Source organism: Salipiger pallidus (assembly GCF_014643635.1).
GTDB classification, from domain to species: Bacteria; Pseudomonadota; Alphaproteobacteria; order Rhodobacterales; family Rhodobacteraceae; genus Salipiger; species Salipiger pallidus.
In genome coordinates this window covers 305,143-330,109 of the sequence record NZ_BMJV01000006.1, presented here as the reverse complement: position 1 = coordinate 330,109, position 24,967 = coordinate 305,143, and the positions used below count along the sequence as shown (strand labels likewise).

Here is a 24,967-nt window from a genome sequence, read left to right as displayed (position 1 = left end):
GACCCAATTCAGTTAACAAACCCGCAAGCGCAGTCTCACTCCGCCGGTGTCACCGCCTTTGCCGACGGCGCGTCCGGCCATGCGGTGGCGTCCACGTCCAGATCCGGGAACTTCGCCGGATCAAAGACCGGCTTGCCGATACCCGCCTTCACCTGCTCGCCGAAATCCCGGACGAGACGCATTGCGATCGGGAAAAGCATGAGCAATGCCAGAAGGTTGACGATAGCGAGAATGCCCATCATCGGATCGGAGAAGTTGAACACCGCAGTTGCCCCCGGTGCCGTCGCCCCAAGGAAGACGATGCCCACGATGGCGATACGCAGCACGTGCAGCGCCATGGGCTTGTCCGTCATGAAGGTCAGCGCGTTCTCACCCAGATAATAGTTGTACATGATTGAACTGAACGAGAACAGAAGGATGGCGAAGGTCAGGAAGTACTGCGCCCAGTTGCCCACATGGTCGACCATGCTTTGCTGCGTGAGGGCCACGCCGTCGATGTTCTCGGCCCCCGGGACGTAGACATCCCCCAGCAGGATGACGAAGGCGGTGCAGGTACAGATCACCATGGTATCGATGAAGACCGAGAAGCTCTGGGTGATGCCCTGGCTCACCGGGTGCAGGTTGTATGCCGTGGCCGCGACGTTGGGCGCAGACCCAAGCCCCGCCTCATTCGAAAACAGCCCGCGCCGCAGCCCGTTCGAGATCGCAGCGCCCACACCGCCGGCGACCGCCTCACGGAAGCCAAGGGCGTTGGCGACGATGTCCCAGATCACGCCGGGCAGGCTGGTCAGGTTGAGCAGGATGATGAGCAGCGCCATACCGATGTAGCCGAAGGCCATGACCGGAATAATCACATCCGCGGCCTTTGCGATGCGGTGGATGCCGCCATAGACGATGAGGCCGGTAATGACCGCCAGCAACGCCCCCGTCGCGACGCGCGGAATGCCCATGCTGTCCTGCGCCGCCCCGGCAACGGTGTTGCCCTGGAACGCGTTGAAGCCGATGGCGAACGAGGCGATCAGGCAGACCGCGTAGATGATCGCGAGCCAGCGGTAGTTCGCCCCGAGCCCATGGATGATCGCCCGTGCAGGACCGCCCCGGTAGTCGCCCTCGGGGGTGGTGCGTTTGTAGACCTGCGCCAGCGTCGCCTCGATCAGGCCCGAGCACATGCCGATGAGCGCGATGGCCCACATCCAGAACACGGCCCCCGGCCCCCCGGCCGTGATCGCCACGGCGACCCCCGCGATGTTGCCGCCGCCGACCCGGCCCCCGACCGAGACGAACAACGCCTCGCGAGCTGAGATCTTGGTGGGGTCGTCCGTCTCGCCGCCTTTCCTGAGCACGCCAAACATGCGCCTGAAATAGGTGAACTGCACGAAACCGCTGGCGATGGTGAAGAAGACACCAAAGATAACGAGGAAGGGCACGAGCGCCCATCCCCAGGTGAAATCATTCACCGCAGTGAAGATCGTGTCGAAGAAAGCCATGTTCACCCCCTGAACCCGGTCGCGGACAACTGTGCCGGACCTTGTGATTTCCTCGGGAGTTTAGGTCAGATGCGCTCACTGAAAAGTTGAAAAACGTTTTCACCTGGCTGAGCACCGGCTCTTGCATCGCGCGGTGCGGCAATTTCGGCGTTTCCCCTTGGCCCTCTTGCGCAGTCAATGCCTTCCGCCGTATCCCGCCTTTCATGTATACGGTTTGCGCCCTTTATCACTTCACCCGCTTCGATGCGCCGGACGCGCTACGCCAGCCGCTGCTGGACTGTGCCCGAGACAACGCGATCACTGGCACGCTGCTGATTGCCCACGAAGGAATCAACGGTACCGTTGCCGGATCCGCGGACGGCATCGCGGCGATCCTGGAGCACATCCGCGCCCTGCCCGGCTGTGCCGATCTTGAATGGAAGCTGTCTGAAGCGGCCGAGCGGCCCTTTGCCCGGATGAAGGTCCGGCTGAAGCGCGAGATCGTCACGATGGGCCAGCCCGATGTAGATCCGCGCGCCCGGGTCGGCCACTATGTTGATCCCGCCGACTGGAATGAACTGATCCGCTCTCCGGATGTGGCTCTGATCGACACCCGCAACGACTATGAGGTGGCCATCGGCACGTTCGAGGGTGCCGTCGATCCCCAGACCGCGAGCTTCCGCGATTTCCCCGCATGGTGGGAGGCCAACAAGGACCGCTTCCACAACAAGCGTATCGCGATGTTCTGCACCGGCGGGATCCGCTGCGAAAAATCGACCAACTGGCTGCTCGGACAAGGCGTTGAGGACGTATTCCACCTCAAGGGCGGGATTTTGAAATACCTCGAGGACGTCCCGCAGGAAGACAGCGCCTGGGACGGCGAGTGTTTCGTCTTCGACGGGCGGGTGTCCGTGGGCCATGGGCTGCGCGAAGGTCCGCACCTGCTCTGCCATGCCTGCCGTCGGCCGATCCTTCCCGAGGATCGCGAGCGTCCCGAATACGAACATGGTGTCTCCTGCCACCTGTGCATCGCCGAGACCTCCGATGCAGACAAGGATCGATTCCGCGAACGCGAGAAGCAGATCGCTCTTGCCCGTGCCCGCGGTGAACGCCACCTGCATGCGGATGTGCCCAACGACGACGAGTGACGCGCCTAGAAATAGCTGCGCACCAAGGATCCGGCGAGCAATGACCAGCCGTCGGCGATTACGAAGAAAGCCAGCTTGAATGGCAGTGATACGATGGCAGGCGGGACCATCATCATGCCCATGGACATGAGCACTGCCGCCACCACCAGGTCGATGATGAGGAACGGCAGGAAGATCAGGAAGCCGACCTGGAAGGCGCGGGCGATCTCCGACAACATGAAGCTCGGGATCAGGACAGAAAGCGGCGCCTCCGGTGCCAGCTCGAGCCCCCGAGCGTCGGGTCGCAAATCCGCCATGTTCGCGAATGTGTTCGGATCCGTGCGACCGGCCATGAAGCCGCGAAACGGCTCGAGCGTCCGGTTGAATGCGTCTTCCACTTCGATCTGCTCTTCCACGAGGGGGCGCACTCCATTGTCCCAGGCCGCGGTGAACGTGGGCTCCATCACAAAATAGGTCAGGAACAGAGCCAGGCTGACGATCAGCATGTTTGGTGGAGATTGTTGCAGACCTATGGCCTGCCGCAGGATTCCCAGCACCGTGACCAGGAAGGGAAAGCAGGTCACCATGATGGCGATGCCCGGCGCGAGGCTGAGCAGGGTGATCAGCGCGATCAGCTGCACGCTGGCCATCGTGACCGCCCCACCGTCATTTCCAAGATCAAGCGTGATCCCCTGTGCGACGGCCGGGCCGGCCAATATGCCGAGGATCACGGGGGCCAGCAGGGCTGCGGACAGGCGCATGATCAACTCGGTTTCTTGAGGTCCACGACCTCGGTCAGGCGAACCGCAAGCTGCCCGTTCTCGGCCCCGTCGACGACTTCGAGCGCGCCAATCCCGATGAGGCGATCCCCGACATACAATTCGACCGGATCTTCAAGCCGCTTGTCCAACGTCAGCACCGATCCTTCTCCAAGCTTCAGCAGATCACGCACGAGCGGGCGGGCGCGCCCCACCGAAACGGTGATCTCAATCGGCACCGACGTGAATGGCGTCGATGCTTCGGGACGCGCGGTGTCAGTCTGGTCATCCATTTGCGGTCTTTCTCCGGTTGTCATGCACAAAACCCTGAACCGCCTGCGCGACGTCGCTCACGAGTCCGCTGAGGTCGATCTGTCTTTCCGTTTCGGCGAACCTTATGTCCGCCTGCCCCTCGGCGAGCGTCTCATCCTCGACGAGCTGCACAGGGAAGCCGAAGTCCGTCTCGAGGAGTGGCCTCACCGCGTCCGCGTAGCCCGGTGCCACGGCAATGAGCACGTCGAGCGCTCCGATCTCGCGGGCCATGGCCTGAAGCTGTTCGGCCACATGCAAACCCAGCGTTTCGCGCACCATGCCCGGCAGCAGCTTGCCCACGACGTCCTCGAGCAACGGGGAGACTCCGTTCATCACCTGGCCGTAGGACTCGTGGTACGTGAAAGAAAGATCCTGAAGATTTTGCGCGAAATCGCTGGAAATCCTTGCATGGTCGTCCTTCTGAGCCTTGATCGCGTCCTCCCAGCCGGCGCGGTAACCACCATCGAACGCCTCGAGTTTCGCTGTCTCCAGCTCCGTATCGTCATGCAACACCGTGGCCGGGGCACTTGTCGCGTGGTGCACCACGCCGAAGTCCTCGAGAAAATCGGCTAGCCCCGTCATCGTGCCTCCTCCTTCTCGTCGAGCCAGTCACGCAGGATCTCCACGGTCTCTGCCTTGCGCTCTTCGATCAGGGCCCGAAGCCGGTCGACCGGATCCTCTTCTACGGGAGCATCGAAATCGACCATTCCCATGCCTCCGAACCCTTCACCACCGCCGAGTTCGCCAAGGGGGGTGAAGTCATCTCCTCCCATGTCGATCTCTCCATCAAGGGCGCCTGCCGGTCGGTCTCCGGGCGGCAGGGCAAGCGCCCCCTCCCCGGCAGCAAGCGCCTCCCGGCCCGGGGAGGTCAGGATCGGACGCACCACGAAGAGGCCGAGCACCAGCGCCACGAGCGCGAGAACAGCCATCTGGATCAGCAGCATCGGATCAAGGCGCGTGGCAAACCAATCCTGTTCGATCGGACCAGTCCCCAGACCCTCGGGACGTTCGAAAGGCATCGAGCGGATGGTGATCTCATCGCCACGCTCATCCTCGAACCCCACGGCGGAGGCCACGAGATCACGCAGATCGGTCAGCTGCTCCTCGGGAAGCGGTACGAAGTCCTGAGTCCCGTCGTCACCCGCCACGTAGGTGCCGTTGACCAGCACCGCGACCGTCAACCGTTTGATCGCCCCGGGAACGCGGGTCACCTCGCGCATCGTTTCTGAAACCTCGTAATTTACCCGCTCACGGGTTTCGGCACTCTGGCTCGAGGAGCTTTCATCACCGCCCGCCTCTCCATCCGGCAGATTCGACGCTACCGTGACGTCACCATCGCCGCTGTCCTGCGACTGACTGGTCTGCTCCTCGGAATCAGTCGAGATGATGACCCGCCCCTCGGGATCTATCTCGCGCTGACGAATGGTTTCGCTTTCGGTGACCGTGTCCACGCTGACCTCGACGACCGCGTTTCCCAGGCCGACCCGTGCCTCGACGAGCCGCTGGACCCTGTCGCGCAGCATGGCGGCCTTGTCATCGGCGGTCGGCCCCCTGCCGGTCTCATCCTCAGCCCCGATCAACCCTCCCTGGCCGTCGATGACCGCCACGTTCTCGGGCACGAGGCCGGGCACCGCGGAGGCGATGAGGTATTTCAGGGCACGCGCCTGGGTCGCGGATATCACCTCGCCCGCGGTGGTCACGGAAATCGAAGCGGAGGGGGTCACATCGCGCTGGAACGGGTTGGCGGTGGAATTTGCGATGTGCACCCGCGCAGAGGTGATCATGGGATTCGCCACGATGGTACGAGACAGTTCGCCTTCCTTGGCCCGCCAATAGGCGGCATCGAACATCTGAGACGTGGTGCCGAATCCGGACAACCCGTCCAGAAGCTCGTACCCCTGATTGGAGTTGGCGGGCAGCCCCTCGCTGGCCAGCGTCATGCGCAAGGCATCCCGCTGCGTTTCGGGCACGAAGATCGCGCCCGCCCGGACCTCGTAAGGGACGCCGCGCTGCTCGAGCGCCTCGACCACCTCGCCGGCGGCGCCGTTCTCCAGCCCTGCATAGAGAAGCGACATTGTCGGCGCACCCGTCATGCGGGCCATGGCCAGGACGGCGAGGACCATGGCAGCGGTTGCGCCAAGTACGACGATGCGCCGCCTGGCGCCAAGACCATCCCAAATTTGCATGAGTTGTGACAAGACCAACCTCCGTTCCGACCGTTCTGCTCGGTAGCTGCATCTTTGGACCATCAGGCTTAACAATCGGTTAGTCCCTGTACGGCTATAACGATCCCGGATTGAAGAAGGGGTGCGCCCATGACGGATGCCACGACAGACGCGCCGGACAGTGACGGGGCCGGGCCGAAGAAATCTTCGAAACTGCCGCTCATCATCGGCCTTGTGCTCGCGCTTATTGGGGGAGGAGGCGGTTTCTTTGCCGCGTTCACCGGGATGCTGCCTTTCGGCGGCGGCGGGGCGGCCCAGGAAGCGGGCGACGGCCAGGGCGCTGATTCCCATGCAGAGGAAGGCGCGGATCATTCAGAGCCGTTCACAGTTCCGGACACCGCCGTGGCCTTCGTCGAGCTGCCGCCGCTGGTCATCTCAATGGGAACCATCGCGGACCTGCATCACCTGCGGTTCCAGGCCAGCATAGAAGTGCGTCCCCAGCATCTTCAGACTGTGGCCGACCTGCAGCCCCGTATCATGGATGTGCTCAACAGCTATCTTCGGGCGCTGCGACCCGCCGACATAGAGGCACCCGGGGCATTGATTAGCATCCGGTCGCAAATCCTCAGACGCCTCCAACTCGTGGCGGGCGAAGACCGCGTGCGGGACCTGCTGATCATCGAATTCGTACTGAACTGACGAGGGGGCCCTTATGGAGGTCATCGCAGACATTCTACTCGCTGCCGGCGCGCTTGGCGCAGGCTTCTACTGCTTCATCCTGTCTCGCCGACTTTCGAGGTTCACCGACTTGGAGAAGGGCGTCGGAGGCGCGGTCGCCGTGCTCTCTGCACAGGTCGATGACCTGACCAGGACACTTGGGGCGGCGCAGGCCACCGCAGGCGAATCCTCGAAGTCGCTCGAGGCGCTGACAACCCGTGCCGAGGGGGTCGCCAAGCGGCTCGAGCTGATGCTGGCCTCAATGCACGATCTGCCGGAGAGCGGGAGACCGGCTGCCACAGAACACGAGGACGCGGAGCCAATGTTCTTCCGCCGTCCGGGACGGGAGGCATCTCGATGAAAAAGGCTGAGGCAAACACGCCGGTGCAGGTACAACGCCCCGCCCGCAAACCGAAGAAGCGTGGGAAGGGCGTGCTTGCCGTCATTGGCGGCCTGCTTGTGGCATCGGCGGTGGCACGGGTCGGGATCCATGCCTCGAGTGCCGTTGCGCTTGAAACCTCCCCGCCCGCGGAGGCCGGGCAAACCTCTGATCAGCCCCAGGAAGACGGCTCGACAGCACCGCCGAAAGATGGAGAAATAAGCCCCCTTCTGAAGGCCCTGAAGGATCGCGAGGACCGTATCAAAGAACGCGAGGCAGCCATTGCCTCTCGAATGCAGGCCCTTGCCGTCGCCGAGCAAGAGATCGAGCGTAGGCTGGTGGCTATGGAGGAGGCCGAGAAGAAGCTGCGTGCGACGCTTACAATCGCCAAGACCGCCGCACAGGAGGACGTGGACCGGCTTACCGAGGTCTATGCCTCGATGAAACCCAAGCAGGCCGCCGCGCTGTTCGAGGAGATGGACCCCGAGTTCGCCGCTGGTTTCCTGGGCCAGATGCGCCCGGACGCGGCTGCGGCGATCATGGCTGGCCTCAACCCTCAGACCGCCTACACGATCAGCGTCATGCTTGCCGGTCGCAATGCCGGAGCCCCGCGGGAGTGAGCCGTCGCTTGGGACGTCGCAGGTGGGGGCCCAATCCCGTCCTGCCCTCCAACGCGGGTAGCTTCGGGGGATGCCGCCTCTGCGGGACAGCCGGTTCAGACGAAGCAGGGCTTTAGGCCTGGCTCCCGCTCATGTCTTGCTGCGCCTGAGGTATTTAATCGTCCGGCCGCAGATGCCCCCGGCGGTGCCTGGTGGCCATGCTTCACCTCGCCGCATCGCCCGGCCAGTGCAGAAGATCATTCGCGGCGGGCTGCAAACCGACCAGTGCGTCCCGCGCGGCGAGCACGAAGGCGCAGAGCCCCTCATCGTTTGGCCACGCACCATGGATGCAGTGAATCGGACCTCGGTTTCCAGCCCTCGGGACGCTGGATGCGGCAGGGCGACGGCAGGCCTGGCAAGGCCATCTGACCCGCTTTTTAAGAGACTTTCTTGTAAAAAAGCACCATCCCCACGTCAACGTGAGAGTTTTTCTGGGAAACTTCGCATTGCTTTCGCGTTGTGGCTGAAGACAATGAACAGGCTTGCACCAGGATATTTGAGTACACCTATGATCACGAGACGCAGATTTATGGCCACCGCCTCAGCCGGAGCGGGCATTGCCGTGGCCTCCCCCGCCCTCGCATTCGAGGTTGCCCCCCGCTATCGCCCGCAGCCCGTGCGGGTCAAGAATGACCTCGCCCCGGGCCAAATCCTCATTCTGCCCCGGGCACATTTCCTGTATTTCGTGGACCAGCCCGGTCAGGCGATCCGTTACGGCGTTGGGGTGGGGCGCGCGGGCCTCGAGTTCACCGGCGATGCAGTCATCGAGGTCAAGAAGGAATGGCCGACCTGGCGTCCGACAAACGAGATGATCGAACGCGATCCCGGTGCATACCGGCGTTTCAAGGACAACGACTATGTCCAGCCCGGCGGTCCTGAAAATCCCTTGGGCGCTCGTGCGTTGTACCTTTTCCAAAACGGGCGCGACACGTTCTATCGCATCCACGGAACCACCGAACCTCAATCCATCGGTCGCTCCGTGTCGAACGGGTGCATCCGCATGCTCAATGAGCATGTTACCGATCTTTACGAGAGGGTGCCGATCGGGACGCCCGTTACCGTACTTTAAGTTTCCAGCAGACGGCCATGCTTAAAGGCCCTGGCCCGGCCATGCGCCGGGGCCTTAGTCGTTCTGCGGCCCAAGCCAATGTCCCGCGAACTTTGCCCAGACCATCGTGACCCTGCCTTATTCACGCCCGAATCTCCCGAAATTAATGAAGGCTTAGGACATCACCGTCATGGTGCATGAAAGCGCGGGAGACCCACATGGCAATCATCGGACTTTTCATCGGTAGTGTTCTCGGCTTCTTTGGCGCAGCCTTGCTTTGGCTTGCCCTTGACGTGTCCTTTCTGTCTGCAGTCGGCATCTATTTCGCCACCGCGCTCAGCTTCGGGCTGATTCCTGTGCTGGGCAACAGCATGCGCTCGGCCCCCATGCTGGCGATGGCCCCGGTCAACACCGCGCGCTGAAGGACTGAAACAGCGCAACAATCTGGCCAGATACAATCAAGATAAGCCCTACGCCCCCCTCCCGGAGCGTAGTCGTAGCAAGAACAGCCAATCGTCCGAAGCAGCCTGCCAGGACAGCCGGCACCGACGACGGCAGTAACGCAACGCCGGTCAGTCCGAACCGGCGTCCACTGCATCGACCAGTTCGAGAACCGACGGTCCCAGCGCCTCGACGATGAGGTCGACCCCCTCGGCATTGGGGTGAATGCCATCTGCCTGCATCATCCCTGCCGCCTGCTCAGGCGTGCCACCGTCGGGCAGAATGCCAGCAAAGAAGCTGGGCGCATAAAGCGTCTCATGCTCGTTGGCCAGATCTGGGAAGATCGCGTCAAACTCGGCCTTGTAATCAGGGCCGTAGTTCCCAGGAGCCTGCAGGCCGACCAGCAACACCTCGACGCCCTTGCCCTCAGCAATCTCAAGGATGCCATCGAGGTTCTCGCGCGTCATCTCGGGGGGCAGGCCGCGCAACATGTCGTTTCCACCCAAGGTCAGGATCATCGCGTCGACCTGCGGCTCGAGTGACCAGTCCACCCGCGACAGCCCGCCAGCGGTGGTGTCACCGGACACGCCACCATTGATGACCGTCACTTCGCGCCCCTGATCATCCAGCCATGCCTGAAGGCTCGGCACGAAGCCATCGCCATCGGGCAGGCCGTACCCTTGGGTCAGGCTATCACCGAACGCGAGGACCGTCACGGTCTCTGCCCGGGCGGCGCCGGTTGCCGCACAAATCAAAAGCGCCGCAATCGCGACCTTGTTGCCAAGGGCCAAGGCCCCATATTTCTGCAAACACATCATAATTCCGGACACCCCTATGCCTGATCCCGCCGTCACGCTCGAAGATGTCACGCTCAGCCTGCGCGGCAATGCCGGAATGGTCGAAATCCTCCATGGCATCTCGCTGACCGTTGCACGGGGCGAGACGATTGGGCTGATCGGTCCGTCCGGGAGCGGGAAATCCTCTCTGCTGATGGTCATGGGCGGGCTGGAACATGCCACCTCCGGCCGTGTCGGCGTCCTTGGGCAGGACTTGACCGACATGGACGAGGACGCTCTGGCCCGCTTCCGCAGGGATCACATGGGGGTGGTGTTCCAGAGCTTCAACCTCATCCCCACCATGACCGCGCTGGAAAACGTCGCGACACCGCTTGAGCTTGCCGGCCACAAGGATGCCTTCGATCTCGCTCAGGCAGAACTCGACTCCGTGGGCCTCGGGCATCGGTCGGACCATTACCCGGCGCAAATGTCTGGCGGTGAACAGCAGCGCGTGGCACTGGCCCGAGCCTCAGCACCGAGGCCGGACATCCTGCTCGCGGACGAGCCGACGGGCAACCTTGATGGCAAGAACGGCGATGCGATCATGGACATGCTCTTCGGCCTGCGCGATCGCCATGGCGCGACACTGGTGCTGGTCACCCACTCCAACTCCCTTGCACAGCGCTGCGACCGGGTCGTTCGCCTGACCGATGGCCGGGTCGATGCCGCGAAGGCGAGGGACGCGGAATGAGCCTGCGCATTGCGTCCCGCTTTGCCCGCCGCGAACTGCGCGGGGGTCTCAGGGGCTTCCGGATCTTCCTGGCCTGCCTTGCCTTGGGCGTTGCGGCGATTGCCGGCGTCGGGTCGGTGCGCACCGCCATTCAAGCGGGGCTGGCCGACCAGGGCGCCATCCTGCTCGGCGGCGACGCGCAGGCGCAGTTCACCTACCGCTTCGCCTCGGACAATGAACGCGCCTGGCTCGAGAGCATATCGACAGGGGTGTCCGAGATCACCGATTTCCGCTCCATGGCGGTGGCCGACGGCCCCGAGGGGCCGGAGCGCGGCCTCACCCAGATCAAGTCCGTCGACGACGCCTATCCCCTCTTGGGCGAGATGCAGCTCGACCCGGCCATGCCGCTGGCGCAGGCGCTGGACGGGGGCGAGCTGCCTGGCGCAGTGATGGCGCCGGTGCTGGCGGACCGGCTTGGCCTGTCCCCCGGCGACAGCTTCCGCCTTGGCACGCAGGAGTTTTCCCTGTCGGCCATCATCGTCACCGAGCCTGATGACGCCGGCGGAGGCTTCAGCCTCGGGCCGCGCACCATGGTCCGCACCGAGGCGCTGCGCGGCTCCGGCCTGCTGTCTGCCGGGTCCCTGTTCGAGACGGAATACCGCATGACCCTGCCCGAGGGCACCGACCTCGACGCGCTGCGCGCCGATGCCGAAGAGCGGTTCCAAGACACCGGCATCCGCTGGCGCGACAGCCGCAACGGTGCGCCGGGGGTGGCCCGCTTCGTCGACAGGCTGGCGAATTTCCTCGTACTCGTGGGGCTTTCGGGCCTTGCGGTGGGAGGCATCGGGGTGTCGGCGGCGGTACGCGCCTACCTCGCGCGAAAGACCACCGTCGTCGCCACGTTGCGCACGCTCGGTGCCAGCCGTGCCGTGATCTTCCAGACCTACTTCATCCAGATCGGCGTTCTGAGCCTCATCGGCATCGCCATCGGCCTCGTACTGGGCGCGGCCATCCCGCTGCTTTTCGCGCCGATCATCGCGGACTCGCTGCCGATCCCGACGCTGTTCCGGCTCTACCCCGGTCCGCTGTTCGAAGCGGCGATCTACGGCATCCTCACCGCGCTCCTCTTCACCCTCTGGCCCCTCGCCCGCACCGAGGAGGTCCGCGCCGCCGCCCTCTTCCGCGATGCACTGGACAGCGCCCGCGCCCTGCCCGCCACCCGCTTCGTGGTGGCGACGGTGCTGCTGCTGGCGCTGCTGGTGGGCGTGGCGATGCTGTTCTCGGGCAATGCGCAGATCACGCTCTGGACCACAGGGGGCATCCTCGGCGCGCTGGTGATCCTTGCCATCGCGGCCACCGGCATCCGCGCGCTGGCTCACCGCCTGACACCTGCTGCCCGTGGGCGCCCGGTGCTGAGATGGGCGCTTGGGGCCATCGGCGGCCCGCGTGAGACCGCCGCCTCCGTGGTGCTGTCGCTGGGCCTCGGCCTGTCGGTGCTGGCGGCTATCGGCCAGATCGACGGCAACCTGCGCAACGCCATCGATCGCGATCTCCCCGAGGTCGCGCCGTCCTATTTCTTCGTCGACATCCAGCCCGGCCAGATCGACGGCTACATGGAACGGCTGGAAAACGATCCCGCCGTCAGCCGCATCGACACCGCCCCCATGCTGCGCGGCGTCATCACCCAGATCAACGGGACCAATGCGCGCGAGGTGGCAGGCGATCACTGGGTCGTGCGCGGCGACCGCGGCATCACCTACGCCGCCACTCCCGACGAGCGCACCATCGTCACGAGCGGTGAATGGTGGCCCGAGGATTACGATGGCCCGCCCCAGATCAGCTTTGCCCGCGAGGAGGCCGAGGAGATCGGGCTCGCGCTTGGTGATGAGATCACCTTCAACGTGCTGGGCCGCGACATCACCGCGACGATCACCAGCTTCCGTGACGTGGATTTCTCGACCGCCGGGATCGGCTTTGTCATGACGCTGAACCCCGCCGCCCTGCAGGGGGCGCCGCACACCTTCATCTCGACGGTCTATGCCGAGCCCGAAGCCGAAAGCCAGATCCTGCGCGACCTTGCGGGCGAGTACCCCAACATCACCGCCATCCGCGTGCGCGACGCCATCGACCGCGTGGCCGAACTGCTCGAAGGCATCGGCGCCGCAATCCGCTGGGGGGCCGGGGCGACGCTGCTCACCGGGTTCCTCGTGCTGATCGGCGCGGCCTCGGCCGGGGAAGGCGCCCGCACCTACGAGGCGGCGGTGCTCAAGACCCTCGGCGCCTCGCGCGCCCGCATCCTGCAAAGCTTTGCCCTGCGGTCCGCCCTTCTGGGCGCGGCAGCGGGGGTGGTGGCGCTTGGTGCGGGCATCCTCGGGGGCTGGGCGGTGAGCCACTTCGTCATGGAAACCAGCTTTGCGGTGATGTGGCCTTCGGCCTTCGGCATCATCATCGGCGGCATCATCGCGACGCTTCTGGCCGGCCTCGGCTTTGCATGGCGTCCACTTGCCGTGCGCCCGGCGCGGGTTCTCCGCGCACGGGAGTGACCCCGCCTTGCGATTGGTGGCCGGGGCTGGCAAGCCTTGGCCGACCCCTTTCGCCGAACCGATACGAGGATACCCCCCATGCCCGACACCCTGCCGATGCCGATCTCGACCCTGAGCCTCGCGCAGCGCAACTCGATCATGAACCTCGTGCGCCGCGCCGCGAGAGCCGAGATCCTGCCCCGCTTCCGCCGCCTCGACGCGTCGGACATCGCGCAGAAGACCTCGCGCCAGGATCTCGTTACCGAAGCGGACCGCGCCGCCGAGGCGATGATCGCCCGCGGCCTGCTTCGCCTCTTTCCGAATGCGCTGATCGTCGGCGAGGAAAACGTCGCCGAGCACCCCGAGGTGCTGGACAAGGTCGCCGATGCCGAGCTTGCCATCACCATAGATCCGGTGGACGGCACCTGGAACTATGCCCATGGGCTTGCCACCTTCGGCGTGATCCTGTCGGTGCTGCGCTTCGGCGTGCCGGTCTACGGCCTGCTCTACGATCCACTGCTGGACGATTTCATCGCCGGCGGCAGTGACGGCCCGGCCGAGATGATCCTGCCCACCAAGCGCCACGCCCGCCCGCTGACCACGTCCAGGGGCGGCCCCCTCGAAGAGCTGCAGGGCTACCTGCCGCTCTACATGCTCCCCGAGGACAAGCAGGCCGAGATGGCCGCGCTCATGCCCCGGTTCGAACGGTTGCTGTCGCTGCGCTGCTCCTGCCACGAATTCCGCATGCTGGCGCAGGGCCACGCGGACTTCGTGCTCGCCACTGGCCTCACTCCGTGGGACCACGCGGCGGGCGCGCTTCTGGCGGAACGCGCCGGAGGCCACACGGCGATGCTCGACGGCAGCGACTACAACGCCGCCAACCGCGACGGCTACCTGCTCAGCGCCTGCGACAAGGCCACATGGACCCGCCTGCGCGACGCCTTCTCCTTCCTGCTGGACAGCCCCGCAGAGACCGCCCTGCAGGACGATCAGGAGACCACCCCGGCCTGACCCCCCAGCTTCCTTTGACTTGAAATATCCCGGAGAGCGCGAGAGGCAGCGCCTCTCGCTCCCGAAGGGACCCCGCTGCTGGGCCGCATGGCAAAGGCTCTTCGTCCCGCTCGCGCGCCGTCTCCTGCTCACGACCTCCAAGGCCAGGGCGTGATCCCTTCCCCCGAAGGCATCACCCCTTGGCGCGAGCGATCCCCCCTCCCTCGCGCCACAAATGCCACTTACTCCGCCGCGTCCGCGTAGTCCGACATCGGCGGACAGGTACACACGAGGTTCCGATCACCATAGGCGTTGTCCACCCGGTTGACCGGTGGCCAGTACTTGTCGACACGAAATGCCCCCGGTGGGAAACACCCCTGCTCGCGCCCATAGGGACGATCCCAGTCACGCACGAGATCCTCCATCGTGTGCGGTGCACGCTTGAGCGGGTTGCTTTCGCGGTCCATCGTTCCGTCCTCGATGGCCCGGATCTCCTCGCGGATCGCCAGCATGGCATCGCAGAACCGGTCGAGCTCCGCCTTGGTCTCGCTTTCGGTCGGCTCTACCATCAGCGTGCCGGCCACCGGCCAGCTCATGGTCGGCGCGTGGAACCCGCAATCCACGAGGCGCTTGGCGATATCCTCCACCGTGACGCCTGCGCTTTTCTCGAAGGGCCGCACGTCAAGGATGCACTCATGGGCAACGCGCCCCTTGCCGCCCTTGTAGAGCACGTCATATGCCCCCGACAGCCGCGCCGCGATGTAGTTGGCATTCAGGATCGCCGCCCTCGTCGCCTGTGTCAGCCCATCACCGCCCATCATCAGAACGTACCCCCAGGAAATCGGCAGCAGCGACGGAGACCCGAAGGCCGCCGCCGAAACTGGCCCAGCCTCGCCGCCAAGGGGATCGGACGGCAGATGCTCTGCCAGATGCGCCTTCACCCCGATCGGCCCCATGCCGGGACCGCCCCCACCATGGGGAATGCAGAAGGTCTTGTGCAGGTTGAGGTGACTCACATCCCCGCCAAGGTCGCCCGGCCGCGACAGACCCACCATGGCATTCATGTTCGCGCCGTCGATATAGACCTGCCCTCCATGCTCATGGGTGATGGCGCAGACATCGCGCACTGTCTCCTCGAAGACGCCGTGCGTGGACGGGTAGGTGATCATGCAGGCGGCCAGCCGATCCGAATGCTGCTCGGCCTTGGCGCGGAAATCCGCAAGGTCGATGGACCCTTCGGCGTCGCATTTCACCGGAACCACCTTCCAGCCCACCATCTGGGCCGAGGCCGGGTTGGTCCCGTGCGCGTTGACCGGGATGAGGCACACATCCCGCGCCCCCTCGCCCCGCGCGCGCTGCCAAGAGGCGATGGTCAGAAGCCCCGCATATTCCCCCTGCGCGCCGGAATTGGGCTGCATCGAGATCGCGTCATAGCCGGTGATCGCACATAGCTTGTCCGACAGATCCCGGATCATCTCCGCATAGCCCTTGGCCTGATCCTTCGGCGCATAGGGATGCAGCGCGGCAAACTCGCGCCAGCTCACCGGCATCATCTCGGCGGCTGCATTGAGCTTCATGGTGCAGGACCCCAGCGGGATCATCGCACGGTCCAGCGCAAGGTCCCGGTCCGCCAGACGGCGCATGTAGCGCATCATCTCGGTCTCGGCCCGGTTCATCTGGAAGATCTCGTGCCCAAGGTAGTCGCTCTGTCGCAGCAGCGCGTCGGGCAGGCGGCAGCCCTGCGCGCCTCCCTCGTCCCTGCGCACAAGGCCGAAGGCCCGCCACACCGCCTCGATGGTCGCGGGTCGCGTGGTTTCATCAAGGGTGATGCCCACCTTGGTGCGCCCCACCTTGCGCAGGTTGATGCCCTCCTTGACCGCCGCCTGCAGGATGCCGCGCTGCAGCAGCCCCACCTCCACGGTAATCGTGTCGAAGAACCCTTCGGGGCCGACAACATAGCCCGCCGCCTCCAGCCCCTCGGCCAGCCGCACGGTCTTGAGGTGGATACGCTCGGCAATGGCCCGAAGCCCTTTGGGCCCATGGAACACCGCGTAGAACCCCGCCATCACCGCCAAAAGCGCCTGCGCAGTGCAGACGTTGGACGTCGCCTTCTCGCGCCGGATGTGCTGTTCGCGGGTTTGCAGGGCAAGACGGTAGGCGCGATTGCCATGGGCATCGACGGACACCCCGACGATACGGCCCGGCATGGCGCGCTTCATCTCATCACGGCAGGCCATGTAAGCGGCATGCGGGCCACCAAAGCCCAAAGGCACACCGAAACGCTGGGTCGAGCCCACCGCAATGTCGGCCCCCATCGCGCCCGGCTCCTTCAGCAGGCACAGGGCCATGATGTCGGCGGCAACGATGCCCACCGCCTTAGCTTCGTGCAGCGCCGTCATCTCGGCCGACACATCTCGCAGTCCACCATGGGTGCCGGGATACTGGAAGATCGCCCCGAACACCGCCTCAGCATCCAACTCGGACGGCGCGCCGAAGATCACCTCGATCCCCAGCGGCGCGGCGCGGGTCTTCATCACCGCGATATTCTGCGGATGGCACCCCTCGTCCACGAAAAACGCTTTGGCCTTCGACTTCGACGACCGCAGCGCCATGGTCATCGCCTCGGCACAGGCGGTCGCCTCGTCCAGCAGCGACGCGTTGGCCACCGGCAGCCCGGTCAGGTCGCTCACCATGGTCTGGTAGTTCAGCAGCGCCTCGAGCCGCCCCTGCGAGATCTCGGGCTGGTAGGGCGTGTAGGCGGTGTACCACGCCGGATTTTCAAAGATGTTGCGCTGGATCGCCGGGGGCGTGATCGTGCCGTGATAGCCCTGCCCGATAAGCGAGGTCAGAACCTTGTTCTTCGCCGCCACCTCCTCAAGCCGCCAGAGCATCTCGCGCTCCGAAAGCGCCGCCCCAAAATCCAGCGGCTCGGCCTGACGGATGCCCTTGGGGACGGTCTGGTCGATCAGCTCATCAAGGCCCGAGACCCCGAGCACGGCGAACATTTCATCCATCTCGGCGGGCGAGGGGCCGATATGGCGGCGGTTGGCGAAATCGTAAGGCTGGTAGTCGGTTGGCTCGAATGCCATGGGCAAACCCTCTCCGTCCGGGGCCGCGCCCCGCTGTTTCTTCTCTTTCAAAATACGCCGGGGGAGTCCGCGCAGCGGACGGGGGCAGAGCCCCCTGCCCCCGTGCCACCGGGATCAGCCGATGAACGCCTTGTAGGCGGCGTCATCCATCAGCTCGTCCATCGCGGACATGTCCTCGACCTTCATCTTGAAGAACCAGGCCTCACCCTCGGGATCCTCACCGACCTTGCCGGGGTCATCCACGAGCGCCTCGTTCACCTCGATGATTTCGCCATCGAGCGGAGCGAGGATGTCGGACGCGGCCTTCACCGACTCGATCACCACGATCTCATCGTCCTTGCTTACCGTGGTGCCCGGCTCGGGCAGTTCCACGAACACCACGTCGCCCAGCTGCTCGGCCGCGTGGGCAGTGATGCCCACAACCACGAGGTCGCCCTCGACCTCCAGCCATTCGTGTTCCTCGGTGTATTTCATCGCGCTGGCTCCTTGTTGTCAGCGTGTCTTTGTCAGCGTTTGTAGCTTTGTTTCACGAAGGGCAGAGCCGTCACGAGGACGGGCAACCGCTTGCCGCGCACCTCGCCGTAAAGCGTCGTGCCGGCTTTGGCGTTTTGGGTGCCCACATAACCCATGGCCACCGGCCCGCCCACCGTGGGGCCGAAGCCGCCGGATGTCACCCGGCCAACTTCTGCCCCGCCCTCGGTCGCGTCGAACAGGACGACCCCTTCGCGCATGGGCGCGCGCCCCTCGGGGCGCAACCCGACCCGCAAGCGCGCCGGCCCCGTGGCGATCTGCGACAGGATGCGGTCTGCGCCGGGAAAGCCCCCGGCCCGAGCGCCATCGGCGCGCCGCACCTTCTGGATCGCCCAGAGCAACGCGGCCTCTGCCGGGGTCGTTCCCGCATCGATGTCATGACCGTAAAGGCACAGCCCCGCCTCGAGCCGCAGCGAATCCCGCGCCCCGAGCCCGATGGGCTCTACCGCATCCATGTCCAGAAGCTGCCTTGCAAAGGCTTCGGCATCGGCGGCGGGCAGCGAAATCTCGTAACCGTCCTCGCCGGTATAGCCCGAGCGCGAGATCCATAGGTCTCCGAACGCCCGGCTGTCCATGAAGCGCATGTCGGCAACGCCGGGCACAAGGCGCTCCAGGGCGGCTTCGGCCTCGGGGCCCTGCAGGGCGATCAGGGCGCGATCCTCGATCACCTCCACGGCGCAAAGGTCCGACACATGCGCCTTCAGATGCGCGATGTCGCCCTCCTTGCAGGCGGCATTGACCACGAGGAACAGCCCGGTGTCCCAAGCGCAGGTGGCGACCATCAGGTCATCGAGCAGGCCGCTATCCTCGTTCGTGAACATGGCATAGCGCTGGCGGCCCGGTTTCAGACCCACCACGTCAACCGGCACCAGCCGTTCCAGCGCCAGCGCGGCATCGGCCACGTCGCCGGAATGGGGACGCAGGAACACCTGCCCCATGTGGCTGACGTCGAACAGCCCGCAGGCGGCGCGGCAGTGAAGATGCTCCTTCATCACGCCCATGGGGTATTGCACCGGCATCTCGTACCCGGCGAACGGCACCATCTTGGCGCCAAGCGCCACGTGCAGATCATGGAGTGGTGTCGATTTCAGCTCGTCCATACGCCCTTCACATCCCTTTCGCCCGGATGTGGCGTCTGGCCAAGCCCCCGGACATTCCGCGCGGGTAACCCGCGCCCGAATGCCCCCTCTGTCCGTCAGCCTGAGATCGCTATCCCTTCGGCGGGTGCGCGGGGCACCTCTCTCCAGAGTCTTGTCACCATGACGGTCCTTGTGGCCTGAGAGTTTCCGGGGCGGTTGCTCCTTCGGCACCGGGCCACATCAGCGGCACCGGTTCTCCCATCACGGTGATCCAAGGGTACGATGAAACTCAGCCTGCTGCAAGCGCCCGCTCGGGGACGGCGGTGCGGCACCCGCCATTCGGCGCGAGAATGTCCATCAGGGCGGCATTGTCGCACATTAGCGAATCCAGTGTGATGGGATCGAGCGTCGCGTAGAAGGCGTTGGCGGCTTCGGTCAGCGCCACCCGCAGGCGGCAGGCGTCAATGAGCGGGCAGGTGTTGTCCACGTCGGCAAAGCACTCAGCCAGCGGCACCGGCGCCTCGAGGGCGCGGAACACATCGCCGACGCGGATCTCACCGGCGCCGCGCGACAGCGACAGTCCGCCCTTGCGGCCCCGCTGCGTGTGCAGGAACCCCAGCTGCGCGAGTTGGTTGATGACCTGCGCCAAGTGATTTTCCGAGGCGTTGCACCGCTCCGCAATCTCGGCTTTGGTCACCAGACGGTCGGAGTTCGCGGCACAATACATCAGGACGCGGATGGCGATATTGGTTCTTTTCGTAACGCGCACGGGCCAACCTCTTTGAATCACATGCTGGGACCCCGGCAGATATACATGATCTGGATATGAATGATTTGACTTGCATCAATTACAAAAGCGCGAACGAAACAGGGGCCAAAACACCCATAAGGGAATCCTTCTTTTTTGGCTACGGCTCGCTCGTGAACCGCAAGACCCATGGTTTCACCCCTCCCTACCCCGCCAAGGCCACTGGCTGGCGCCGGGCGTGGCAGTCGGTCCCCTCCTCTCCTTTGGCCTACCTGACCGCCGTTCCGGACCCTGACTGCACCATCGAGGGGCTGATCGCCCCGGTCCCCGAGGATGGCTGGGCGGCGCTCGACCTGCGCGAGGCCGCCTATGAACGGCTCGATGCGCGCTCTGCGATCCACCACGAGGCCCCCGGCGCCACCGAGTTGGCGATCTATTCGATTGCGCCAGACCGCCGCATCGCCCCACGCGCCGACACGCCGGTGCTGCTGAGCTACCTCGATGTGGTGGTGCAGGGTTACCTGCAGGAGTTCGGCCCCGAGGGTGCCGACCGGTTCTTCGCCACCACCAGCGGGTGGGAGGCGCATTTCCTTGATGACCGCGACGCTCCCCGTTATCCCCGCGCCCAGATCCTGAGCGACGACGAGCGCGCCTTCGTCGATACCCGGCTCGATGCGCTTGGTGCGCGGAGGATCCGCGCGTGAGGCCCCGCAAGCTGCTGATGCTGCTCAAGCGGGTCAGCCGCAACCTCGTGGCCCGCATCCTGCTGGGGGCGCTGGTCGCCTTTGTCACGGCGCTGGTGGCACCACTGTTCGAAGGGCTGATCCCCAAGGATCTGCAGGACCGGTTCGGCAGCGACGCGGTGATGCCGATCCTCAGCATCCTTGCGTCGACCATGCTGACGGTCACCACCTTCTCTCTGTCGGTGATGGTGCAGGCGTTCCAGACCGCGGCCAATTCCGCCACCCCCCGCGCCTACCGGCTGCACCTCAACGACACCACGACGCAGACCGTTCTGGCCACCTTCACCGGAGCCTTCCTGTTCTCGCTGACAGCGATCGTGATGTTCCGCGCCGGATTCTACTCGGAAAGCGCGGCGGTGGTGATCTTTGGTGTGACGGTGGTGGTGATTGCGCTCATCATCCTTGCCATCATCCGCTGGATTGACCACCTAAGCAGCCTTGGCAGCATGGATGACACCCTGTCCAAGGTCGAGGCACAGGCCCGCGAGACTCTCGCTCGCATCTTCGAGCGTCCCGCGCTTGGCGGCGTGCCGCTGGCGGCCGGGGCTGAAATGCCCTCGGGCACGGTGCCGGTCCGGGCGCCGAGGGGCGGCTACGTCCAGCTGATCGACATGGCCGCGCTGAACGACATGCTGGGCGACGCCTCGGCACATATCGTGCTGGCCACCTCACCGGGACGACATGTGGTGAAGGGCGCGGTCATTGGTCACGTCCTTGGAGATGCGAACCCGGAGCAGCTGGCCAACGCCTTCACCTTCGGAGAGATCCGCACCGCCGAACAGGACGCCCGCTTCGGGGTGATCGTGTTGAACGAGATAGCCGTGCGCGCCCTGTCGCCGGGAATCAACGACCCGGGCACCGCCATTGATGTGATCCATCGGCTGAGCCGGGTGCTGTCGGACCTGCGCCATCCCGGCAATCCACCACCTGAGTTTCCTCGCATCGAGGTGCCAGTGCTCCACCCCGCCGACCTGATCGAGGACGGCTTTGCATCACTCATCCGCGCCGGGCGAGAACACCCCGAGGTCATCGGCCTCGCGGTCGAGGCGCTGGGGCAGCTCGAGGGGTCCGACTGGCCCGAGATGGCCAACGAAGCGAAGTCGATGCGCGGCTATGCCCTGCGCCATGCCAAGGAGGTGCTGAGCCTGCGCGATGATCGCGACGCGGTGGCGCGCAGCTAGTCCCGATCCGGACATGCAAAAGCGCCGGACCAAATGGCCCGGCGCTTTTGAAACTGCATTCGGAAAAGGCGTTCAGCCCGCGGCGAGCTTGCGCGCCGGGATCTGCTGCATCAGCGGCATGACGTCGGCCATTTCGGGCCCGCGCTCGAGGCCGGTAACCGCCTTGCGCAATGGCATAAAGAGGCCCTTGCCCTTGCGGCCCGTCGCCTCTTTCACAGCCTTGGTCCATTCACCCCAGGTGTCCTGCGTGTAGGGACCGTCAGGCAGCAGGGCCATGGCTTCGGCGATGAAGTCGCGGTCTTCGTCGGCGATGAGCGGCTCTGCCCCGTCACGGAACAGCGCCCACCACGGGGCGATGTCCTTACGAGTGGTGATGTTGTCGCGGGCGACCTGCCAGAACAGCTCGGCCTTGTCTGCGGGCACGCCAAGCTCGGCGATCTCGTCCGCGACCTCGGAGAACGGCAGCTCGTGCAGCTTGCGGGCGGTCAGCGGGTAGAGATCCTGTTCGTCGAATTTCGTCGGCGCAGAGCCGAACTGCGACAGGTCAAATCCTTCCGCGATCTCATCAAGCGAGGTACGCAGCTCCACCGGCTGGCTCGAGCCAAGCCGCGCCATCAGCGACAGAAGCGCCTCAGGCTCGATGCCCGCTTCGCGCATGTCACGCAGCGACAGCACGCCAAGGCGCTTGGACAGGGATTCGCCCTGCGGGCCGGTCAGCAGCGAATGGTGGGCAAAGCCGGGAACCGTGCCGCCAAGCGCCTCGATGATCTGGATCTGCGTTGCGGTGTTGGTGACGTGGTCGGACCCGCGCACGATGTTGGTCACGCCCATGTCGATGTCATCGACCACCGAGGCCAGCGTATAGAGCAGCTGACCGTCGGCACGTATCAGCACAGGGTCGGACACCGAGGCCGCATCGATCGAGATCGGCCCGAGGATGCCGTCAGTCCAGTCGATACGTTCCTGCTTCAGCTTGAAGCGCCACACGCCATCGCCACGCTCGGCACGCAGGGCAGCCTTTTCGTCGTCCGACAGCGACAGGGCGGCGCGGTCGTAGACCGGCGGCTTGCCCATGTTGAGCTGCTTCTTGCGCTTGAGGTCCAGTTCGGTCGGCGTTTCCCACGCCTCGTAGAAGCGGCCCATGTCGCGCAGCTGCTGGCCTGCCTCGTGGTAGCGCTCGAGCCGCGCGCTCTGCCGCTCCGTCTTGTCCCAGGTAAGGCCCAGCCACTCCAGATCGCGCTTGATGCCGTCGACATATTCTTCCTTGCTGCGTTCGGCGTCGGTGTCGTCGATGCGCAGGATGAAGGTGCCGCCGGCCTTGCGGGCGATCAGGTAGTTGAACAGTGCCGTGCGAAGGTTGCCCACGTGAATGTGGCCTGTGGGCGAAGGGGCAAATCGGGTAACGGTCATTTCAGGCTCCTGCATACGCAGCTGGCACTTCCCACAAGCGCGGCGCTTTGTCCAGTTCACGGCTCTTGGCGCGGCTGCGGCAAGCTGACATTCTGCACCGTATGAGAGACATCCTGACCATCACGCTCAACCCCGCGCTTGACATCTCGACCAGCAGCGACCGGGTCATCCCGGGCCCCAAGCTGCGCTGTGCCCCGATCACCGTGGATCCCGGGGGTGGCGGCATCAACGTCGCCCGCGTGGTGGCCGAACTTGGCGGACGCGCCCGTGCCTTCGTGGCGCTGGCCGGTCCCGTGGGAATGCGCCTGTCGGAAACGCTGTCCAGCCTTGGCCTGCCGCTGGTGCGGATGCAGGCGCCCGGCGACACCCGCGAAAGCTTTGCCGTGCATGACCGCCAGAGCGGCGAGCAATACCGCTTCGTGCTGCCCGGCCCCGCATGGGCCGAAGAGGACCTGGCAGAGGCGCTGCAGGCCATCGCCGCTGCCGTGCCGCGCGGCGGCATCGTCATCCTGAGCGGCAGCCAGCCCCCGGGGGTTGCCGCCGACTTCACCACCCGGCTTTGCGCCGCGCTGGCCGAGCGCGACGCCGAGGTCATCGCTGACACCTCCGGCGAGGCGCTGGCCCATCTTGCCGCCGGAACCTCCCCTGCCCCTGCGGTGCTGCGCATGGACAGCCACGAAGCCGAAGAGCTTGCAGGGCGCCCCCTTGTCACCCGCCGCGAGTCGGCGGAGTTCGCCGCCGAGCTTGTCTCCCGGGGGGCCGCCACCCGCGTCATCGTGGCGCGCGGCGCCGACGGGTCGGTCATGGCCGGCCCCGAGGGGCTGACCCAGGTCAGCGCCGCCAATGTCGCGGTGCTGTCGGCCATCGGCGCCGGGGACAGTTTCGTGGGCGCCTTCGCCTATGGCCTGTCCAGCGGCATGACCGCGCCGGACGCCCTCGCCCTTGGCGCGGCGGCGGCTAGCGCCACTGTCACTCTGCCGGGCACGACCCTGTGCGGGCGGCAAAGTGTCGATGACATGCTGCCCCAATGCGGCGCATCGCAAATCCCCTGAGCCGTAGCCGGCGGCCCCGCATGGGGGCCGCCCCCGTCAGGCCACCGCGCTGGCCTCGACCGCGCGCAGGTCCAGCCGGACCAACGTCTGGTTCAGAAGCACGTAGGCGATTTCGCCAAAGGTGGCGGGCCCGGTGAAGCCTCCGGTGGTCTTGGTGTCGAGCTCTCCGTAGAGGTAATTGAGGATGCAGTTGCACGACAACTCCTGCGCGCCATGGCCTTGCGCCCGCACCGCGAAATCCGAGGCGTAATCACCCGGGGCTTTTGCGATGTGGTAGACCTGCCCTTCGATCACCGGGGCATAGAAGGTCACCCCGTCCTTGGCGTCCACCGACTGGACCGACACGTTGACCATGGCCCCCGCGTAATCGGCAACCAGAGGGCAGCGGGTGTCGATTGCTGTCTCGGCGAGATAAGCGGCAAAATCCCGTTCCTTGCCATTGATCAGCGCCCTGCGCGCGGCAAAACCGCTGTGCGCAAAGGTGATCTCGTCCGCGCCGGTGTCCGGTTCGAAAAGATTGATGATGTCGAGGTCGGCCATCTTCGTTTCGGGCAGCGCCACGTGCAGCAGCATCGCGCCATCCGCGTGCATCTCCCCCCTGGCCCCGTCGAAGACCTTGGGCGTGGTCCGTCCCGTCTCGTCCAGAGGCACACCGGTGATCCAGCCCATGAGCGGCTGATCGAAGAGGCCCGGATATTCCGCCCCATGGATCGCGAAGGCCTCGTGCGCCGCGCTGAAGGCGGGGATCAGGATGACCGACAGACCGTTGTCGTAGCGGCCCATGGTGAGGCTGGGAAGATCTTTGGCAGGGTAGAACACCGGGCGGGCATCGGTGGCGGCCTCGATCTCGGTGACGAAGACATTCTCCGTATCCATACGCCCACCGGTGTCGGTGACGAAATAGACCGAGGTGCCACCGATCCAGTTGCCCCTGGGCAGCTGCGCCAGCGCCGCCTCGGAGCCGGCGATGACAAGCACCGCGCCGTCGTCGATCCGGGCGGCGGCCTCTGCCACGGACATCATTGCATTTTTCATGGGCTGTCC

24 protein-coding genes and 1 riboswitch are annotated in these 24,967 nt (G+C 65.2%); of the genes, 12 read left to right on the top strand and 12 right to left on the bottom strand.

What is annotated here, in order from left to right; genetic code table 11:
* Positions 1 to 35 precede the first annotated feature (35 nt).
* Positions 36 to 1,487 (bottom strand): alanine/glycine:cation symporter family protein, encoded by a 1,452-nt coding sequence (locus IEX41_RS15755; RefSeq protein WP_188791209.1) that lies wholly within the window; start codon positions 1,485 to 1,487, stop codon positions 36 to 38.
* A gap of 203 nt (positions 1,488 to 1,690) precedes the next feature.
* Between IEX41_RS15755 and trhO the strand changes: the two genes are divergently transcribed.
* Positions 1,691 to 2,614 (top strand): oxygen-dependent tRNA uridine(34) hydroxylase TrhO, encoded by a 924-nt coding sequence (trhO, locus tag IEX41_RS15750; RefSeq protein ID WP_188791208.1) that lies wholly within the window; start codon positions 1,691 to 1,693, stop codon positions 2,612 to 2,614.
* 5 nt (positions 2,615 to 2,619) lie between these two features.
* On the opposite strand, the gene fliP is transcribed toward trhO, so the two are convergent.
* The 4 genes from fliP to fliF are packed head-to-tail and all read right to left on the bottom strand — an operon-like array spanning position 2,620 to position 5,861.
* Complete coding sequence (gene fliP / locus IEX41_RS15745; protein ID WP_188791286.1) at positions 2,620 to 3,354, bottom strand: flagellar type III secretion system pore protein FliP; 735 nt, start codon at positions 3,352 to 3,354, stop codon at positions 2,620 to 2,622.
* A gap of 2 nt (positions 3,355 to 3,356) precedes the next feature.
* Positions 3,357 to 3,644, bottom strand: coding sequence for a FliM/FliN family flagellar motor switch protein (locus IEX41_RS15740; protein WP_188791207.1), 288 nt, complete (start codon positions 3,642 to 3,644; stop codon positions 3,357 to 3,359).
* On the bottom strand, positions 3,637 to 4,245 hold the full coding sequence (locus IEX41_RS15735) for a FliH/SctL family protein (protein ID WP_188791206.1): 609 nt from the start codon (positions 4,243 to 4,245) through the stop codon (positions 3,637 to 3,639). Before IEX41_RS15735 ends, IEX41_RS15740 begins: the two co-directional genes overlap by 8 nt.
* Positions 4,242 to 5,861, bottom strand: a complete 1,620-nt coding sequence (gene fliF / locus IEX41_RS15730) for a flagellar basal-body MS-ring/collar protein FliF (protein WP_229673274.1) — start codon at positions 5,859 to 5,861, stop codon at positions 4,242 to 4,244. Before fliF ends, IEX41_RS15735 begins: the two co-directional genes overlap by 4 nt.
* A 117-nt stretch (positions 5,862 to 5,978) precedes the next feature.
* On the opposite strand from fliF, the gene IEX41_RS15725 reads away from it, so the two are divergent.
* From IEX41_RS15725 to IEX41_RS15705, 5 genes are all read left to right on the top strand, one after another.
* Positions 5,979 to 6,527 (top strand): flagellar basal body-associated FliL family protein, encoded by a 549-nt coding sequence (locus tag IEX41_RS15725; RefSeq protein ID WP_188791204.1) that lies wholly within the window; start codon positions 5,979 to 5,981, stop codon positions 6,525 to 6,527.
* Between the two features lie 13 nt (positions 6,528 to 6,540).
* Positions 6,541 to 6,906: a hypothetical protein gene (locus tag IEX41_RS15720; protein ID WP_188791203.1), complete on the top strand. Its 366-nt coding sequence runs from the start codon at positions 6,541 to 6,543 to the stop codon at positions 6,904 to 6,906.
* Positions 6,903 to 7,544, top strand: coding sequence for a MotE family protein (locus tag IEX41_RS15715; RefSeq protein ID WP_188791202.1), 642 nt, complete (start codon positions 6,903 to 6,905; stop codon positions 7,542 to 7,544). The genes IEX41_RS15720 and IEX41_RS15715 overlap by 4 nt, the downstream gene beginning before the upstream one ends.
* Positions 7,545 to 8,091: 547 nt before the next feature.
* Entirely contained in the window at positions 8,092 to 8,652 is a 561-nt protein-coding gene (locus tag IEX41_RS15710; RefSeq protein WP_188791201.1) for a L,D-transpeptidase, read from the top strand.
* A 197-nt stretch (positions 8,653 to 8,849) separates the two neighbouring features.
* Positions 8,850 to 9,053, top strand: a complete 204-nt coding sequence (locus IEX41_RS15705) for a hypothetical protein (protein ID WP_229673267.1) — start codon at positions 8,850 to 8,852, stop codon at positions 9,051 to 9,053.
* Between the two features lie 150 nt (positions 9,054 to 9,203).
* On the opposite strand, the gene IEX41_RS15700 is transcribed toward IEX41_RS15705, so the two are convergent.
* Positions 9,204 to 9,890, bottom strand: coding sequence for an arylesterase (locus IEX41_RS15700; protein WP_188791200.1), 687 nt, complete (start codon positions 9,888 to 9,890; stop codon positions 9,204 to 9,206).
* Positions 9,891 to 9,906: 16 nt separating this feature from the next.
* Between IEX41_RS15700 and IEX41_RS15695 the strand changes: the two genes are divergently transcribed.
* The 3 genes from IEX41_RS15695 to IEX41_RS15685 all read left to right on the top strand — a co-directional run bounded on the left by IEX41_RS15695 (position 9,907) and on the right by IEX41_RS15685 (position 14,111).
* The gene (locus IEX41_RS15695) at positions 9,907 to 10,599 is read left to right on the top strand and encodes an ABC transporter ATP-binding protein (RefSeq protein ID WP_188791199.1); all 693 of its coding nucleotides are present in this window, start codon (positions 9,907 to 9,909) and stop codon (positions 10,597 to 10,599) included.
* Positions 10,596 to 13,121: an ABC transporter permease gene (locus IEX41_RS15690; protein WP_188791198.1), complete on the top strand. Its 2,526-nt coding sequence runs from the start codon at positions 10,596 to 10,598 to the stop codon at positions 13,119 to 13,121. The genes IEX41_RS15695 and IEX41_RS15690 overlap by 4 nt, the downstream gene beginning before the upstream one ends.
* A gap of 78 nt (positions 13,122 to 13,199) precedes the next feature.
* Entirely contained in the window at positions 13,200 to 14,111 is a 912-nt protein-coding gene (locus IEX41_RS15685) for an inositol monophosphatase family protein (RefSeq protein WP_188791197.1), read from the top strand.
* A gap of 221 nt (positions 14,112 to 14,332) precedes the next feature.
* On the opposite strand, the gene gcvP is transcribed toward IEX41_RS15685, so the two are convergent.
* The 4 genes from gcvP to IEX41_RS15665 all read right to left on the bottom strand — a co-directional run bounded on the left by gcvP (position 14,333) and on the right by IEX41_RS15665 (position 19,558).
* The gene (gcvP, locus tag IEX41_RS15680; protein ID WP_188791196.1) at positions 14,333 to 17,179 is read right to left on the bottom strand and encodes an aminomethyl-transferring glycine dehydrogenase; all 2,847 of its coding nucleotides are present in this window, start codon (positions 17,177 to 17,179) and stop codon (positions 14,333 to 14,335) included.
* A gap of 114 nt (positions 17,180 to 17,293) precedes the next feature.
* Positions 17,294 to 17,653 carry a glycine cleavage system protein GcvH gene (gene gcvH / locus IEX41_RS15675; protein WP_188791195.1) on the bottom strand — a complete coding sequence of 120 codons (360 nt, stop codon included), beginning with the start codon at positions 17,651 to 17,653 and terminating at the stop codon, positions 17,294 to 17,296.
* A 32-nt stretch (positions 17,654 to 17,685) separates the two neighbouring features.
* A complete protein-coding gene (gcvT, locus tag IEX41_RS15670; protein ID WP_188791194.1) occupies positions 17,686 to 18,810 on the bottom strand; it encodes a glycine cleavage system aminomethyltransferase GcvT in 1,125 nt (374 codons plus the stop codon).
* 153 nt (positions 18,811 to 18,963) lie between these two features.
* Positions 18,964 to 19,060: riboswitch (glycine riboswitch) on the bottom strand.
* An 18-nt stretch (positions 19,061 to 19,078) separates the two neighbouring features.
* Positions 19,079 to 19,558, bottom strand: coding sequence for an RrF2 family transcriptional regulator (locus IEX41_RS15665; protein WP_188791193.1), 480 nt, complete (start codon positions 19,556 to 19,558; stop codon positions 19,079 to 19,081).
* Positions 19,559 to 19,674: 116 nt separating this feature from the next.
* On the opposite strand from IEX41_RS15665, the gene IEX41_RS15660 reads away from it, so the two are divergent.
* Positions 19,675 to 20,241, top strand: coding sequence for a gamma-glutamylcyclotransferase family protein (locus tag IEX41_RS15660; protein ID WP_188791284.1), 567 nt, complete (start codon positions 19,675 to 19,677; stop codon positions 20,239 to 20,241).
* On the top strand, positions 20,238 to 21,461 hold the full coding sequence (locus tag IEX41_RS15655) for a DUF2254 domain-containing protein (protein ID WP_188791192.1): 1,224 nt from the start codon (positions 20,238 to 20,240) through the stop codon (positions 21,459 to 21,461). Before IEX41_RS15660 ends, IEX41_RS15655 begins: the two co-directional genes overlap by 4 nt.
* Positions 21,462 to 21,533: 72 nt before the next feature.
* Here the strand turns inward: IEX41_RS15655 and gltX are convergent, their stop codons facing one another.
* Positions 21,534 to 22,871 (bottom strand): glutamate--tRNA ligase, encoded by a 1,338-nt coding sequence (gltX, locus tag IEX41_RS15650; protein WP_188791191.1) that lies wholly within the window; start codon positions 22,869 to 22,871, stop codon positions 21,534 to 21,536.
* Between the two features lie 101 nt (positions 22,872 to 22,972).
* On the opposite strand from gltX, the gene IEX41_RS15645 reads away from it, so the two are divergent.
* Positions 22,973 to 23,923: a 1-phosphofructokinase family hexose kinase gene (locus tag IEX41_RS15645; protein ID WP_188791190.1), complete on the top strand. Its 951-nt coding sequence runs from the start codon at positions 22,973 to 22,975 to the stop codon at positions 23,921 to 23,923.
* A 36-nt stretch (positions 23,924 to 23,959) separates the two neighbouring features.
* On the opposite strand, the gene IEX41_RS15640 is transcribed toward IEX41_RS15645, so the two are convergent.
* Positions 23,960 to 24,958, bottom strand: coding sequence for a DUF6976 family protein (locus IEX41_RS15640; protein WP_188791189.1), 999 nt, complete (start codon positions 24,956 to 24,958; stop codon positions 23,960 to 23,962).
* Positions 24,959 to 24,967 lie beyond the last annotated feature (9 nt).